The organism is Pseudonocardia petroleophila (genome assembly GCF_014235185.1).
Taxonomy (GTDB): domain Bacteria; phylum Actinomycetota; class Actinomycetes; order Mycobacteriales; family Pseudonocardiaceae; genus Pseudonocardia; species Pseudonocardia petroleophila.
This window is the reverse complement of record NZ_CP060131.1, coordinates 6,064,508-6,079,855: the sequence shown is the minus strand read 5'-3', so window position 1 is coordinate 6,079,855 and position 15,348 is coordinate 6,064,508. Positions and strand designations below refer to the sequence as shown.

Annotated in this window: 12 protein-coding genes; 9 read left to right on the top strand and 3 right to left on the bottom strand. The window is 74.4% G+C overall.

All coding sequences use genetic code 11. The features are described from left to right. Positions 1-66 precede the first annotated feature (66 nt). From H6H00_RS29770 to H6H00_RS29745, 6 genes are all read left to right on the top strand, one after another. Positions 67-996 (top strand): catechol 2,3-dioxygenase, encoded by a 930-nt coding sequence (locus tag H6H00_RS29770; RefSeq protein ID WP_185718931.1) that lies wholly within the window; start codon positions 67-69, stop codon positions 994-996. 73 nt (positions 997-1,069) lie between these two features. Next, positions 1,070-1,999, top strand: a complete 930-nt coding sequence (locus H6H00_RS29765) for a catechol 2,3-dioxygenase (RefSeq protein WP_185718930.1) — start codon at positions 1,070-1,072, stop codon at positions 1,997-1,999. Then, entirely contained in the window at positions 1,996-3,081 is a 1,086-nt protein-coding gene (locus H6H00_RS29760; RefSeq protein WP_185718929.1) for a histidine phosphatase family protein, read from the top strand. Before H6H00_RS29765 ends, H6H00_RS29760 begins: the two co-directional genes overlap by 4 nt. A 21-nt stretch (positions 3,082-3,102) precedes the next feature. Next, entirely contained in the window at positions 3,103-3,957 is an 855-nt protein-coding gene (locus H6H00_RS29755) for an IclR family transcriptional regulator (RefSeq protein WP_185718928.1), read from the top strand. A gap of 59 nt (positions 3,958-4,016) precedes the next feature. Then, the gene (locus H6H00_RS29750) at positions 4,017-7,451 is read left to right on the top strand and encodes an indolepyruvate ferredoxin oxidoreductase family protein (protein WP_185718927.1); all 3,435 of its coding nucleotides are present in this window, start codon (positions 4,017-4,019) and stop codon (positions 7,449-7,451) included. 535 nt (positions 7,452-7,986) lie between these two features. Then, complete coding sequence (locus H6H00_RS29745) at positions 7,987-8,808, top strand: M23 family metallopeptidase (protein WP_255425445.1); 822 nt, start codon at positions 7,987-7,989, stop codon at positions 8,806-8,808. Between the two features lie 10 nt (positions 8,809-8,818). Here the strand turns inward: H6H00_RS29745 and sthA are convergent, their stop codons facing one another. Beyond that, complete coding sequence (gene sthA, locus H6H00_RS29740) at positions 8,819-10,243, bottom strand: Si-specific NAD(P)(+) transhydrogenase (RefSeq protein WP_255425444.1); 1,425 nt, start codon at positions 10,241-10,243, stop codon at positions 8,819-8,821. Between the two features lie 197 nt (positions 10,244-10,440). Here sthA and H6H00_RS29735 point away from each other — a divergent pair, with 197 nt between their 5' ends. After that, the gene (locus H6H00_RS29735) at positions 10,441-11,442 is read left to right on the top strand and encodes a DUF4192 domain-containing protein (RefSeq protein WP_185718926.1); all 1,002 of its coding nucleotides are present in this window, start codon (positions 10,441-10,443) and stop codon (positions 11,440-11,442) included. A gap of 5 nt (positions 11,443-11,447) precedes the next feature. On the opposite strand, the gene galE is transcribed toward H6H00_RS29735, so the two are convergent. Together galE and H6H00_RS29725 are read right to left on the bottom strand one after the other, a co-directional pair. Further along, complete coding sequence (galE, locus tag H6H00_RS29730; RefSeq protein ID WP_185718925.1) at positions 11,448-12,410, bottom strand: UDP-glucose 4-epimerase GalE; 963 nt, start codon at positions 12,408-12,410, stop codon at positions 11,448-11,450. A gap of 51 nt (positions 12,411-12,461) precedes the next feature. Next, positions 12,462-13,169, bottom strand: a complete 708-nt coding sequence (locus tag H6H00_RS29725) for an iron-dependent transcriptional repressor DtxR (protein WP_185718924.1) — start codon at positions 13,167-13,169, stop codon at positions 12,462-12,464. 90 nt (positions 13,170-13,259) lie between these two features. Between H6H00_RS29725 and H6H00_RS29720 the strand changes: the two genes are divergently transcribed. Both H6H00_RS29720 and H6H00_RS29715 read left to right on the top strand, forming a co-directional pair. Next, a complete protein-coding gene (locus H6H00_RS29720) occupies positions 13,260-14,165 on the top strand; it encodes a sulfurtransferase (RefSeq protein WP_185718923.1) in 906 nt (301 codons plus the stop codon). Further along, positions 14,162-15,334, top strand: coding sequence for an acetoin utilization protein AcuC (locus H6H00_RS29715; protein ID WP_185718922.1), 1,173 nt, complete (start codon positions 14,162-14,164; stop codon positions 15,332-15,334). Before H6H00_RS29720 ends, H6H00_RS29715 begins: the two co-directional genes overlap by 4 nt. The last annotated feature ends 14 nt before the right edge of the window (positions 15,335-15,348 follow it).

Genomic DNA, 15,348 nt, shown 5'->3' with positions numbered 1-15,348 from the left:
TTGTCTTCCTTGCGGAACGCTAGGCGGGCTAGCGTCGGGGCGTCAAGGGAACCGGGAGCTGATCGCATGGGCATCCTCCGCCTCGCCCACATCGACGTCCGTACACCGGACCTCGATCTCGCCACCGCCTACTACACCGAGGTCATGGGCCTGCAGCAGGTCCAGCGCACCGTCGACCCGGAGCTGGGCGACACCGTCTACTTCAAGTGCTGGGACGAGGAGGACCACCACTCGCTGCGCATGCGCTACAACCCGCGCACCGGGATGGACTCCTTCACCTTCCGCGTCGAGTCCGAGGACGACCTCCACGACTACGAGAAGAAGCTCGCCGACTACGGCGCCCAGGTCTCGCGCGTCTCGAAGGGGGAGGCCGTCGGGCAGGGCGAGTCGATCCGGTTCGAGGTGCCGTCGGGCCAGATCATGGAGCTGGTCTGGGACGTCGAGAAGACCGGCAACATCCTCGGCAAGTCCAATCCGTCGCCGGTGCCGCCGCCGGACCTGCCGGGCATCGCCCCGCCGCGGATGGACCACATGCTCGTCAACGCCGAGGAGGTGGGCGAGGCGGCGCGGTTCTTCCAGGACGTGCTGGGCCTGCGCCTCACCGAGCAGGTCCTCGACGGCAACGGCCACCAGCTCGGCGTGTGGCTGGCCGGCCGCACCAACTCCCCGCACGACATCGCGATCGTCAACGGGCCGAACGGCGCGCTGCACCACTGGGCGTACTGGCTCGACGACTGGGACCACATCCGCAAGGCCGCCGACACGCTCGCCTACAACGGCGTGCAGATCGACCAGGGTCCCACCCGCCACGGCGTCACCCGCGGCAACACCATCTACTTCTTCGACCCGCTCGGCATCCGCAACGAGGTCTTCACCGGCGGCTACTGGGTCGATCCCGACCAGGAGATCATCACCTGGACCGAGCAGGAGTTCGGCAAGGGGCTCTTCTACTACGAGAACATCGTCAGCCAGCGCTTCCTGAGGATGCACACGTGAACGAGCTCGCGAGTTCACCATCGGACACAGCAGCGCCGCGAATGCGGGCGACGAGCGCCAGCGAGGAGCACTCATGAGCGATCGGATCCTTCGCCTCCAGCACGTCGAGATCCGGGTCCCCGATCTCGAGCTGTGCACCGCCTACTACACCGAGGTCCTCGGCCTGGTCGAGACCGCGCGCGACGTCCGCGACGGCGTCGACCGGGTGTTCCTCAAGTGCTGGGACGAGCACGAGCACCACTCGGTCGTGCTGCGCCAGGCCCCGACCTACGGGCTCGACCACATGGCGTTCAAGGTCGCCGAGGCGGGCGACCTCGACTACTTCACCGACAAGCTGCAGGCCGTGAGCGTGCCGGTGAAGCGGTACGCCGCCCGCGAGCTGGGCCCGGGCTGGGGCGAGGCGATCCGCTTCGAGACCCCGTCGGGCCACCTCGTCGAGCTCGTGCACGGCATGGAGCGCCTGGGCAACATGCTCCCGATGACGAACCCGCCGCCCCGGCCGCAGGACCTCGTCGGCATCGCGCCGCCGCGCCTGGACCACGTGTTCGTGATGGCCGAGGACGTCGAGGCGTTCTCCGCGTTCTTCATCGACGTGCTGGAGTTCCGGCTCACCGAGCAGATCGTCGCCAACGACGGGCACCAGCTGGCCGCGTTCCTCGAGCGCAGCCACACCCCGCACGACATCGCCGTGATCACGGGCCCGAACGGCGCGCTGCACCACTTCGCGTTCTGGATGGACGACTGGAACGGCATCCGCGACGCCGCCGACACGCTGGCCTACCACGGCGTGACCATCGACGTGGCGCCCACGCGGCACGGCGTGACCCGCGGGTACACGACGTACTTCTTCGACCCCGTCGGCAACCGCAACGAGCTGTTCACCGGCGGCTACTGGGTCGACCCCGACTTCGAGCCGATCACCTGGACCGAGGAGGAGATGGGGCGCGCCATCTTCTACTACCACCGCCAGGTCAACGAGCGCTTCTTCACGGTGCACTCGTGAGCGCCCCGCACGATCCGCGCAAGCTCGACCGGTACGAGGCGCCGAACTACCTCGCCAAGTACCGGGAGCGCCAGGGCACCGCGCCGGCCGCGAACGGCAGCAACGGCCGCGGCGGCAACAGCAGCGGCACCGCGAACAGGGCCGGGACCGGCACCGCGACCGTCGACGACACCCCGCTCTACCTGCGCCGCTTCCGCGAGCGGGGCGCGACGGCCGCCCCGCCCGCCCCGACCGTCGAGTTCGACGGCGCCGTGTTCACCCCGGCCCTGGCCGAGGCGACGCGCGGCAAGGAGATCGCGGCACCGGTGCAGCGGCGGGCGAGCGAGAAGTTCGTCTGCGAGATCTCGATCATCCGCCACGGCATCACGCAGGGGTACTCCACCGACGCCGGCCTGACGCCGATGGGCGGCTGGCAGGCCCACCGCCGCGGCCACGAGCTGGCCCGGCGCTGGGACGCGGGCGACACGGTCCGGCTGGTGCACGCCGACACCAACCGGGCCCGGCAGACCGCCGTCCAGCTCTACAACGGGGCGCAGGACGGCATGGCGATGTGGGGCAAGGACATCACCCTCACCGAGCCGACGCCGATCCCCGAGCTGCGCAACTTCGGGGTCTGGACCCCCGACGGCCTGCGCGACGTGACGTCGGCGTTCCGGCAGTACCAGTCGACGATGGAGAAGCTGGAGCGGATGGCCGTCGGCGACCGGCCGCGCTGGCTCGTCGAGATCGACCGGTTCTACCGCGTGCAGCTGGGCGGGGGCGACCCGATCCAGACCTGGCTGACGATCCCGCTGATGTACTTCGAGCCGCCCGCGCTGTGCGTGCGCCGGTTCTGGCGGGGGTTCCACCGGCTCATCGCGGAGAACCCGGGCGACCAGCGGATCCTCGCGGCCACGCACTCCGGCCCGATGCGCGCGTTCGCCACGTGGGCGCACGGCTACGACCCGGGCGAGCCGCTCAACACCGAGGAGATCCGGGTGAAGCTGCGCGAGGGCGGCCAGACCGCGTTCGTCTCCTACCGCAACCGGGTCACCGAGGTGAACGTGCCGCCACCGGACGAGTTCCCGCAGTGGGAATCATGACCGCCTGGGAGTCCTGAGCCCATGACGATCCTGGATCTCGACGAGGCGATCCTGGACCCGGCGGCGCTCGCGCCCGAGGTCCCGGCCCTGGAGCCCGACACCGACGCGGTGGGCGACGGCCCGCTGCGGTCGGTCTCCATCGCGATGGCCGTGCTCGGCTGCTTCGAGCGCGAGGCCGAGCTCGGCGCCACCCGGGTGGCCGCGGAGCTGGGCGTCGCGAAGAGCACGGCGTCACGGATGCTGGCCGCGCTGGCGGCGTCGGGGATGCTGGAGCGCTCGCGCAACGGCCGCTACCGGCTGGGGCTGCGGCTGTTCGAGATCGGGCAGCTGGCCGTCGACCGGCTGATGCTGCGCGAGCTGTCGCTGCCGGTGCTCGCCGAGCTGCGCGAGGTGCTGCGGGAGACCGCGCAGCTCGCGGTGCCCGTCGGGGCCGACGTGCTCTACGTCGACCGGCTGGAGCACAGCGGTGCGGGCACGATGTTCCACACCGAGCTCTACCGCCGCGGGCCCGGCCACTCGTCGAGCGCGGCGAAGGTGATCGCGGCGTACAACCCGTCGATGGCGCGGGCGATCCTCGAGCGCGGGTTCGTGCGCCGCACGCCCTTCACGATCGTCGACCCCAACCGCTACCGGCAGGTGCTGCGCCAGGTCCACGTCGACGGCTACGCGGCCTCGCGCGAGGAGCACACGATGGGGATGTCGTCGATCGCGGCGCCGATCGTGCTGCGCCGGGGCGAGCGGACGGTCGCGGTCGCCGCGATCTCCGTCGTCGGCGGGACCTCGCGCGTGCTCGGAGCGCGGAAGGTCGCGGTCGTGCAGAGTGTCCGCAGGGCGGCGGCGTCGGTGTCGGCGGCCCTGGAGCGGTCCCAGGAGTAGGCCGTGCGCGGACGCCGTGGTCCCCGGCCACGGTCTCCGCGCACGACGAGAGGAGCACCATGACGCTGCAGGACTCCCGCCCCGTCGACTTCGACCTCGCCTCGCGCTACCGCGCGGGAGCCGGGCCCGTCCTGCTGACGGGGGTGCAGGCGATCGCGCGGATGCTCGTGGAGCAGCACGCCGCCGACGCCGCGGCCGGGCTGCGCACCGCGTCGTTCGTGTCCGGGTACCAGGGCAGCCCGCTCGGCGGGCTCGACCAGACGCTGGCCAGGGCCGCCGAGCTGAAGGACAACGCCGGGCTCACGCTGGTGCCGGGCGTCAACGAGGAGCTCGCCGCCACCGCGGTCTGGGGCAGCCAGGTCGAGGTCCCCGGCCACGCGCGGACCGTCGACGGGGCCGTCGGGATCTGGTACGGCAAGGCGCCGGGCGTCGACCGGGCGGGCGACCCGTTCCGGCACGGCAACATGTGCGGCGCCCACCCGAAGGGCGGCGTGCTGGTGCTGGCCGGTGACGACCCGAGCTGCAAGTCCTCGACGATCCCGTGCATCAGCGAGCGCACGCTCGCCGGGTTCGGGCTGCCGGTGCTCTACCCCGGCACGGCCGAGGAGATCGTGCGGCTGGGCCGCTTCGGCATCGCGATGTCGCGGGCGTCGGGCATGTGGGTCGGCATGAAGATCACCGCCGACGTGGCCGACGGGATCTTCACCGTGGACGGGACCTGCGGCGACGTGGACATCACCGTGCCCGAGCTGGAGTGGGAGGGGCGGCCGTGGGAGTACCGGCAGATCCCGATGCTCGCCCCGCCCGCGTCGCTGGAGGCCGAGGCGCAGATGTACGGCCCGCGCTGGGCGATGCTGCGCGCGTTCCTGGCCGCGAACCCGATCAACGCCGTCGAGGTGGACGGGCGGGGTGGCGGCGCTGCGCGGATCGGGATCGTCGCGGCGGGCAAGGCGTTCACCGATGCCCGGCAGGCACTGGCCGACCTCGGCCTCGACGACGACGGCTGCCGCCGCGCGGGCATCTCGCTGCTGCGCCTGGGCATGGTCCACCCGCTGGAGAAGGGCCTGCTGCGCGACTTCGCGCGCGGCCTCGACACCGTCCTCGTGGTGGAGGAGAAGAGCTCGTTCGTCGAGTCGGCGGTGCGCGACGTCCTCTACGGCACGCCCGACGCCCCCGTGGTGCTCGGCTCGGCCGACGCCGAGGGGCGCCCGCTCGTCCCGGAGGCGGGGGAGCTGACGGCCGGTGCGCTCGTCGGGCCGCTGCGCCGGGTGCTCGGCGGGCGGGTCGACCTGGCGCCGGAGCGCCGCGAGCCGCCGAAGCTGGAGCTGCTGCCCGTCGCCCGCACCCCGTACTTCTGCTCCGGCTGCCCGCACAACCGCTCCACGGTGGTGCCCGAGGGGGCCGTCGCGGGCGGCGGGATCGGCTGCCACGCGATGGTGGCGCTGACGCACCGGCCCTCGAGCGAGGTCACCTCGATCACGCAGATGGGCGGCGAGGGCGCGCAGTGGATCGGCCAGTCGCCGTTCACCGACGCCGCGCACATGTACCAGAACATGGGCGACGGCACCTTCGCCCACTCCGGCCAGCTCGCGGTGCAGGCGTGCGTCGCGGCCGGGGTGTCGATCACCTACAAGCTCCTCTACAACCGCGCGGTCGCGATGACCGGCGGCCAGGACGCCGAGGGCGGCCTCGAGGTGCCCGCCCTGGCGGCGAAGCTGCTGGCCGAGGGCGTCACGAAGATCATCGTGTGCGCCGACGAGCCGGAGCGCTACCGCGCGCTCCCGGCCCTGCCCGCGGGGGTGGACCTGTGGCACCGCGACCGGTTCGACGAGGCGCAGCGGGTGCTGGCCGACGTGGCCGGGGTCAGCGTCCTGGTCTACGACCAGCGCTGCGCCGCGGAGTCCCGGCGGCTGCGCAAGCGCGGTGCGCTGGCGGTGCGGCCGACCCGCGTCGTCATCAACGAGGCGGTCTGCGAGGGCTGCGGCGACTGCGGGGTGAAGAGCAACTGCCTCTCGGTGCAGCCCGTCGACACCGAGTTCGGCCGCAAGACCCGCATCGACCAGACCTCCTGCAACACCGACTACTCCTGCCTCGACGGGGACTGCCCGTCGTTCGTGACGGTCGAGCTGCCGCCCGGCTCGTCGGCGGAGCGGCCGGAGCGACGCGACCCCCCGGCGGTCCCCGACGTGACCGGCCCGGGGTCCGGTGACGTGTTCCTCGCCGGCATCGGCGGGACCGGGATCGTCACGGTCAACCAGGTGCTCGCCTCCGCCGCCGTCCGCGACGGGCGCGCGGTGCACGGCGTCGACCAGACCGGGCTCTCCCAGAAGGCCGGCCCGGTCACCTCGCACCTGCGGATCGCCGCCGACACCGACGCCCTCGGCGCGGCCAACCGCGTCGGCACGGGCACGGCCGCCTGCTACCTGGCCTTCGACGCCCTCGTCGGCGCCGACGCCCGCTACCTCGCCTACGCCTCCGCCGAGCGGACGCTGGCCGTCGTCTCGACGAGCCCGGTGCCGACCGGGGCGATGGTGCGCGACGCGTCGGTGTCGGCCCCCGACGTCGACGCCCTGGTCGCCCGCATCGCCGGCACGGCCCGCGCGGTCGTGCCGCTCGACGCCCAGGCCGCCGCGAACGCGCTGTTCGGCGACGCGATGCCGGCCAACCTGATCGTCGTCGGCGCGGCCTACCAGTCCGGCGCGCTGCCGCTGACGGCCGCGGCGATCGAGTGGGCGATCGAGCTCAACGGCGTCGCGGTCGCGGTCAACACCGCGGCGTTCCGCTGGGGGCGCGTCGCCGTCGCCGACCCGGTGGCGTTCGCGTCGGCCACCGGGTCCGCCGCGGCGCCCGCCCCGGCCGTCTTCGACGACCTCGGCGACCTGGCGGGGGAGACCCGCCGCCTCGCGGGGATCCGGGCCGCGCAGCTCGTCGGCTACCAGGGCGTCCGCACCGCGCGCGCCTACGTCCGCGACGTGCAGGCGGCGTGGCGGGCGGAGCGGGCGCTGGGCGACGACACGTCCTTCAGCGAGGCCGTCGCGCACGGGCTGCACAAGCTCACCGCCTACAAGGACGAGTACGAGGTGGCGCGGCTGCTCACCGACCCGGCCTTCGAGGCGACCCTGGCCGCGGAGGTCCCCGGCGGGACGAAGCGGCGCTACCGGCTGCACCCGCCGGTGCTCAAGTCGCTGGGCCGGCAGAAGAAGATCGCGTTCGGGCCGTGGATGCGCCCGGTGCTCACCACGCTCGCCCGGGGCAGGGTGCTGCGCGGCACCCCGCTCGACCCGTTCGGGCGGACCGGGATCCGGCGGCTGGAGCGCGAGCTGCGCGACGACTACCGGGCGATGGTCCGCGGCCTCGCCGCGGGGCTGACCGCGGAGAACCACGCCACGGCCGTCGCCGCGGCGCAGGCGGCCGACCTGGTGCGCGGGTACGAGGACGTGAAGCTGGCCCACGTGGAGCGGTACCGGGCGCGGATCGCCGAGCTGGGGCTGTGATGTCCCAGCCCCTGCGACGTCCGCTGTGACGTCCGCGGCCCGGGGTTGACGCCCACCCGGGCCGCACTCCCGATCACGCCCGGGGGCCCGCCCGCCGCGCCGGCCGCGACGGGTGACTGCTCCGTTCGCCGGTTCCGGTTCCTCCCGGCCCGCTCGCCCGGGCCGTCGTGCGGTCCCGGCGGGGGACGGGACGTGGCGCTGCGCCGAACGGACGGACACGCACCCGGCGTGTCGGGCCGGACACGCCGTTCCTGCCGCTCGGCGCGCCCCGCGGGCCGACGGTCTCACCCGGGGCCGCCCGGGGTCACCCACCGGTCGGCCTCGGTTAACGTCGTCGTCGATCGATAACGGCCCGGTCACAGAACCGGACGACGGACCGCGCTCCCCAGCGGTCCGCCCGCCCCCCGACGGGAACGTCCCCGGGCCGTGTGGATCCGGAAGGAACAAGGTCGTGTCACGGCACCGCTCCCCCCAGGGCCGTCGCACACACCTCGCGCTCCCGCTGCCGAGCTCCCCGGTGGCAGCGGGAGCAGGTGTGGCGGCGAGCCGCTCGTTCGCGCTCCCGTCCGTGCTGGACCACGTGTCCGGCCCCTCCGGAGCCGCCCGGTTCGTCGGCGCACTCGTCGCCGGCGGCACCCTCGTCGCCGCGGGCCAGATGGCGCTGTCGTCGGCCCTGCCCGCCGCCGCCGAGGGCGCGAACGTCCTGCGCATCGGCCTCGACGAGGTGCTGACGCCCGGCGCACCCGTCGCCGAGGCGGCCCTCCCGCTCGTCGCGCAGCAGGTCTCCGCGGTCGCCCCGGTGGCACCCGAGCCGCAGGTGGTCGGCGCGGCCGACCTGGTGAAGGCCGCCGAGGTCCAGCGCGTCGCCGCCGAGCAGGCCGCGCGCGCCGCCGAGGAGGCGCGGCTCGCGGAGGAGGCCCGGGTCGCCGAGGAGGCGCGCCTCGCCGCCACCGCCGCGGCGTCCGCGGCGGGCGGCGTGCAGATGGTCGTCGGCCGGATCACCTCCGGCTTCGGCGCCCGCTGGGGCACCTCGCACCAGGGTCTGGACATCGCCGCCCCGATCGGCACCCCGATCCGCGTGCCGCTCGACGGCACCGTGATCGACTCCGGCCCGGCCAGCGGCTTCGGCCAGTGGGTCCGCGTCCGGCACGACGACGGCACGATCACCGTCTACGGCCACATCAGCCGCTCGCTGGTGCGAGTCGGCGAGTCGGTAGCCGCGGGCGACGTGATCGCCGAGGTCGGGAACGAGGGCCAGTCCACCGGCCCGCACCTGCACTTCGAGGTCATCACCCCGGGCGGTACGAAGGTCAACCCGCGCCCGTGGATCGACGAGCGCGGGATCGGCCTCACCTAGGACCCGGGCCTCAGCCCGAGAACGCCTCCAGCGCGCGGATCTTGTTCGTGACGTCCAGCGCGGCGACCTTGTAGGCCTCCGACAGCGTCGGGTAGTTGAGCACGGTGTCGACGAGGTAGTCGACGGTGCCGCCGCAGCCCATGATCGCCTGCCCGATGTGCACGAGGTCGGTGGCGCCCGAGCCGAACACGTGCACGCCGAGCAGCGTCCGGTCCTCGGTGGAGACGAGCAGCTTGAGCATGCCGTAGGAGTCGCCGACGATCGCCCCGCGGGCGAGCTCGCGGTAGCGCGAGATGCCCACCTCGTACGGGACGGAGCCGGACGTCAGCTCCTCCTCGGTCTTCCCGCAGTAGGAGATCTCGGGCACGGTGTAGATGCCGATCGGCTGGAGCTCCTGCAGCTCGCGGACCGGTTCGTCGAACGCGTGGTAGGCGGCGAGGCGGCCCTGGTCCATGCTCGTGGCGGCCAGCGCGGGGAAGCCGATGACGTCGCCCACGGCGAAGATGTGCGGCACCGACGTGCGGTACTGCTCGTCCACGGTGATCCGCCCGCGCTCGTCCGCGGACAGCCCCGCCTTCTCCAGGTCGAGCTCGTCGGTCACGCCCTGGCGGCCCGCGGAGTACATGACCATGTCGGCGGCGATCCGCTTGCCGCTGGCCAGGCTGGTGACCGTGCCCTTGGCGGTGATCTCGACCTTCTCGACCTCCTCCCCGAAGCGGAAGGTCACCGCCTGGTCGCGCAGGTGGAACTTGAGCGACTCGACGACCTCGGGGTCGCAGAAGGTGAGCATCTGCGGATGCCGCTCGACGACGGTGACGCGGGTGCCCAGCGCCGCGAACATCGAGGCGTACTCGATGCCGATGACGCCCGCGCCGACCACGACGAGCGAGCCGGGGACGCGCTGCATGTCCAGGACGCCGTCGGAGTCCATGACGTGGTCGTCGTCGAACTCCACCTGCGGCGGGCGGGCGGGGCGGGTGCCGGTGGCGATGACGACGTTCGCCGCGGTGACGGTGTTGTGGTCGCCGCGGACCTCGCCCTGGACCGTGACGGTGTGTTCGTCGACGAACCGGGCGGTGCCGCCGAGCAGGTCGACGTGGTTGCGCATGAGCTGGTTGCGGATGATCTCCACCTCGCGCCCGACGACGTGCGAGGTGCGCGCGAGCAGGTCGGCGATGGTGATGTCGGACTTCACGCGGTAGCTCGCGCCGTACATGTCGCGCTGGGCGAACCCGGTCAGGTAGAGGACGGCCTCGCGCAGCGTCTTGGACGGGATCGTGCCCGTGTTGACGCAGACCCCGCCCATCATGTGCCGGCGCTCGGCGACCGCCACGCGCTTGCCCAGCTTGGCCGCCGCGATCGCGGCCTTCTGGCCCCCCGGCCCGGATCCGATCACCAGCAGGTCGTAGTCGTACACGGTGGTCTCGTCGGTCACGGGGCCCAGCGTCGCGGCCGGGCGCCCCGCGGGCAAGCCGGGCAGGTTAACACTGCACGACGACGGTCCGGCGCGTCCGCGACCGGGCTGTCCACAACCGGCCGGTACGGGCCCGCGACCGGCGCCCGCAGGGGCTCCGTCCACAGGATGTCGATCACGGCCTGGCCGGGACGGCCCCCGGTGCCGACCCTGGCGCCATGACCTCCACCCCCGTCGCCGGTCCCGCGCCCACCCTGCTGCGCCTGGGCCGCCCGGCCGATCTCGTCGCCGCGGTGCCCGTGATGCTCGGGTTCCGGCCCCGCGAGTCGCTCGTGCTCGTCGCCACCGGAGGCCCGTCCGGGCGCCGGATCGGGTTGACGCTGCGGGTCGACCTGCCCCCGCCCCCGCAGGTCCCCGACGTGGTGCGGCACGCCGCCGCCACGCTGTGCACCGACGATCCGGTCGGGGCGGCGGTCGTCGTCGTGGGGGCGGGGGCGCGGCGGCGCACCGACGTGGTCGACGTCGCGGTCGAGACGCTCGACGACCACGGCGTCACCGTGCACACCGCGGTGTGGGCCGAGCACACCGACGGCGGCGGGCGCTGGGGCTGCTTCGGCGAGTGCGCGTGCACCGGGGTGCTGCCCGACCCGGCCGGCACCGAGCTCGCCGCCGCCGCGGTGCTGGCGGGGGCGGTGCTGCGGGGAAGTCGCGACGAGCTGCTCCGGCTCGTCGAACCGGTCGACGGGATCGCGATCCGCCGCCGGGAGGGTCTGCTGGTCGCGTCGGCCGGTCCCGGCGGTCCGGTCGACGACGACGCCGTCCACCTCGCCGCGCTCGACGCGGCGCTCGCCGAGTCCGCAGCGGGCCGCTGCGTGATCGACGACACCCGGGCCGTCGCGCTGGCCGCCGCCCTCACCCGCCCGACGGTGCGCGACGCGGTGCTGCGGCGCTGTGCGCACGACCCCGGTGGCCTCCCGGGCGCCGAGGCGCTGTGGGCGGCGCTGTGCCGGGAGCTGCCCGACCCCGAGGCGGCCGAGCCCGCGGCGCTGCTCGCGGCCACCGCGCTGCTGCGCGGGGAGGGGGCGCTGGCCAACGTCGCGCTCGACCGCGCCGAGCGCAGCTGGCCCGGGCACCGCCTCACGCGGCTGCTGCGGTCGGCGGCGTCGGTCCCGCTGCGGCCCGCGGAGATCCGCGAGGCCCTGCTCGGCGGGCGGCCGTGAGCGGGTCAGACGGGCAGCTGCTCCTGGGCGAAGCGCCACGCGTCGGCCACGATCGACCGCAGGCCCGTGTGCGCCCGCGACCAGCCCAGCGCGGCGGTGATGGCCTCGCTGGAGGCCACGAGCACGGCCGGGTCGCCGTCGCGGCGGGGCGCGGTCACCGCCGGGATCGGGTGCCCGGTCACCTCGCGGCAGGTGTCGATCACCTCGCGCACCGAGAACCCGGTGCCGCTGCCCAGGTTGTAGACGGCGTGCGTGCCGGCCGTCGCGTGGTCGAGGGCGAGCAGGTGCGCCGCGGCCAGGTCGTCGACGTGCACGTAGTCGCGGACGCAGGTGCCGTCGGGGGTGGGCCAGTCGTCGCCGAAGACCTGCACCGAGTCCCGCACCCCGGCCGCCACCTGCAGCACGATCGGGATCAGGTGGGTCTCGGTGCCGTGGCGCTCGCCGAAGCGACCGTGCGCGCCGCCCACGTTGAAGTACCGCAGGCTCACCGCGGCCAGCCCGTGGGCGGCGGCGTAGGAGGTGATGGCGTGGTCGATGGTGAGCTTGCTCGCGCCGTAGGGGTTGGTCGGCCGGGTCGGCGCGTCCTCCCGGATCGGCACCTGCGCGGGCTCGCCGTAGGTGGCGGCGGTGGAGGAGAACACCAGCCGCGGGGTGCCGTGCGCGCGGATCGCCTCCAGCAGCCGCAGCGAGGCCACCACGTTGCCCGACCAGTAGAGCTCCGGGCGGTGCACCGACTCGCCGACCAGGGATCGGGCCGCGAAGTGCAGCACCCCGTCGAAGCCCGCGGCGAGCACGTCGCCCGCCGCCTCGCCCACGTCACCCTCGACGAACGCGGCCCCGTCGGGCACCGCGTCGCGGTGCCCGGTCGACAGGTCGTCGAGCACGGTCACGTCGTGGCCCGCGGCGACCAGGTGCGCGGCGCACACGCTGCCGATGTAGCCGGCGCCGCCGGTGACGAGCAGCTTCACGGAACTCCTCCTGGGACGGGTTCGGGTCGGGCACACCGTCCCACGACGGGACTACCGCGCCCGCACCAGCACCGCGTGCGCGATGAGGGGCGCCACCGACGATCCCTCGCCCTCGGAGGTGACGGGCACGGCGTCACCGAAGCGGGAGATGGAGTGCACCTGCACGTCGTGACCGGGCACGATGCCCGAGCCCTTCAGCTCCGCCATGAGCGTGGCGTCCATCTGCACGTGCTCGGCGATCCGGCGCACCTCCACGGTGCCGCCGCCGCGGCGCGCGAACTCGTCGAGCCGCTGCAGTCCCACCTCGAGGGTGGGCGGGCCGCCGGGGGCCGACCGGTGCTGCGCCAGCTCGTCGAGGCCGGGGATCGGGTTGCCGTAGGGGGAGATCGTGGGGTTGTCGAGCAGGGCCACGAGCTTGCGCTCCACGGCGTCGCTCATCACGTGCTCCCAGCGGCACGCCTCGGCGTGCACCAGCTCCCACTCCAGCCCGATCACGTCGGTGAGCAGGCGCTCGGCCAGGCGGTGCTTGCGCATCACGGCCACGGCCCGCGACCGGCCGGCGTCGGTGAGCTCCAGGTGGCGGTCACCCGCCACCACGACCAGACCGTCGCGCTCCATGCGCGCCACGGTCTGGCTCACGGTCGGGCCGCTCTGGCCCAGCCGCTCGGCGATCCGTGCCCGCAGCGGCACGACGCCCTCCTCCTCCAGCTCGTAGATCGTGCGGAGGTACATCTCGGTGGTATCGATGAGCTCGTTCACACTCGGCCCCTTCGTCGCCGTCCATCGTATCCGGGCAACGCCGCCGCGGTCGTTCCGCATCCCGGACCGCCCGCGGGGCAGGATGGGCCCGTGCCTGCAGCAACGAGCCCGCTGATCCGCCCGGCCGAGCTGGCCGCGCTCCTCCGCGCCCCGTCCGACGCCCCGCGTCCCGTGGTGATCGACGTCCGCCGCCCGCCGGTGGCCGGTCCGGGCGGCCCGCCCGGTCGCGAGGAGTACGCGGCCGCGCACGTCCCGGGGTCGGTGTACCTCGACCTCGACACCGATCTCGCCTCCGCGCCCGGCCCGGCGGGGCGCCATCCGCTGCCCGAGCCGGGGCGCCTGCAGGACGCGCTGCGCGGCGCCGGGGTCCGCGACGGCTCGCGGGTCGTCGTGCTCGACCACGGCGACGCGACGATGGCCGGCCGCGCGTGGTGGCTGCTGCGCTGGGCGGGGCTGCCCGCGGAGCGGGTGCAGGTGCTCGACGGCGGCTGGGCGGCCTGGGTCGCGGCCGGGCTCCCGGTCACCGCCGACCCGACGCCGCCGGTCGCCGGGGACGTCGCGGTGCGGCCCGGCGGCATGCCCGTGCTCGACGCCGACGGCGCGGTGGCGGTGGTCGACGCCGACGGGGTGCTGCTGGACGCGCGCTCCGGGCCCCGCTTCCGCGGCGAGACCGAGCCGCTGGACCCGGTGGCCGGGCACGTCCCGGGGGCGGTCAACCTCCCCGCGGCGGAGCTGCTCGGGGCGGACGGGTTCTGGCCGTCGCCGGCCGAGCTGGCCGCGCGGCTGGAGGCGCTCGGGGTCCGCGCCGGGGCGCCGGTCGCGGCGTACTGCGGGTCGGGCGTCACGGCCGCGGCGCTGGTGCTCGCCGCCGAGCACGCCGGGGTGCGGCCGCCCGCCGACCCCGCGGCGCTCTACGTCGGCTCGTGGTCCAACTGGTGCGCCCTCGGGCGACCGGTGGCCACCGGCGACGCACCCGCCTACGGTCGTGACTCATGAGCCCCCGCACCTCGGTGGTCTGGACGCCGGACTTCCTGAGCTACCAGCTCTCCGACGACCACCCGCTCAACCCCGTGCGCCTCGACCTGACGATGCGCCTGGCCGCCGGGCTCGGCGTGCTCGACGGCGTCGAGACCCTCACGCCGGAGCCGGCCACCGACGAGGACCTGACGCGCGTGCACACGCCGTCCTACCTCACGGCGGTGCGCAGCGCCCCGCACGAGCCGTGGGGCGTCGGGCACGGCCTGGGCACCGACGACAACCCGATCTTCCTGGGGATGCACGAGGCGAGCGCGCTGATCGCGGGCGGGTCGGTGCTCGCGGCGCAGACGATCGCCGAGGGCCGGGCCGACCGCGCCGTCAACCTCGCGGGCGGGCTGCACCACGCGATGGCCGACCGCGCCGCCGGGTTCTGCGTCTACAACGACTGCTCGGTCGCGATCGCGTGGCTGCTGGAGCAGGGCTACGAGCGGATCGCCTACGTCGACGTCGACGTCCACCACGGCGACGGGGTGCAGGCCGCGTTCTACGACGACCCGCGCGTGATGACGATCTCGATGCACCAGCACCCCCTCACGCTCTGGCCGGGCACCGGCTGGCCCGGGGAGTACGGGAAGGGCGACGGCGCGGGCTACGCCGTGAACGTGCCGCTGCCGCCCGGCACCGGCGACGCCGGCTGGTTGCGGGCCTTCCACGCGGTGGTGCCGTCGCTGCTGGAGTCCTTCCGGCCGCAGGTGCTGGTCACCGAGTGCGGCGCCGACACCCACTCCGACGACCCGCTGGCCAACCTGGAGCTGTCGGTCGACGGCCAGCGGGCGATCTACCACTCCCTGCGCGACCTGGCCGAGACCACCGCCGGCGGCAAGTGGCTGGTGCTCGGCGGGGGCGGCTACTCGCTGTTCCGGGTCGTGCCCCGCTCGTGGACCCACCTGCTCGCCACCGCACTCGACCGCGACGTCGACCCGGCCCGTCCGCTGCCCGCCGACTGGGTCGCGCACACCGCGGGCCTCACCCGCCACCCCCTGCCCACGGCGATGACCGACGGTGCCGACCCGTCCTTCGCGCGGTGGGGCGACGACATCGCCGACCGGGTCGACACCGCCATCCTGGAGACCCGCCGTGCGGTGTTCCCGCTGCACGGCCTCGATCCCGACGATCCGCGCGACTGACGCGGCCCACCCGA

Bases quoted from the DNA above. Each gene is read 5' to 3' on its own strand.
- H6H00_RS29770 (WP_185718931.1), top strand. From the start codon at position 67: ATGGGCATCCTCCGCCTCGCCCACATCGACGTCCGTACACCGGACCTC.
- H6H00_RS29765 (WP_185718930.1), top strand. From the start codon at position 1,070: ATGAGCGATCGGATCCTTCGCCTCCAGCACGTCGAGATCCGGGTCCCC.
- H6H00_RS29755 (WP_185718928.1), top strand. From the start codon at position 3,103: ATGACGATCCTGGATCTCGACGAGGCGATCCTGGACCCGGCGGCGCTC.
- H6H00_RS29750 (WP_185718927.1), top strand. From the start codon at position 4,017: ATGACGCTGCAGGACTCCCGCCCCGTCGACTTCGACCTCGCCTCGCGC.
- H6H00_RS29735 (WP_185718926.1), top strand. From the start codon at position 10,441: ATGACCTCCACCCCCGTCGCCGGTCCCGCGCCCACCCTGCTGCGCCTG.
- H6H00_RS29715 (WP_185718922.1), top strand. From the start codon at position 14,162: ATGAGCCCCCGCACCTCGGTGGTCTGGACGCCGGACTTCCTGAGCTAC.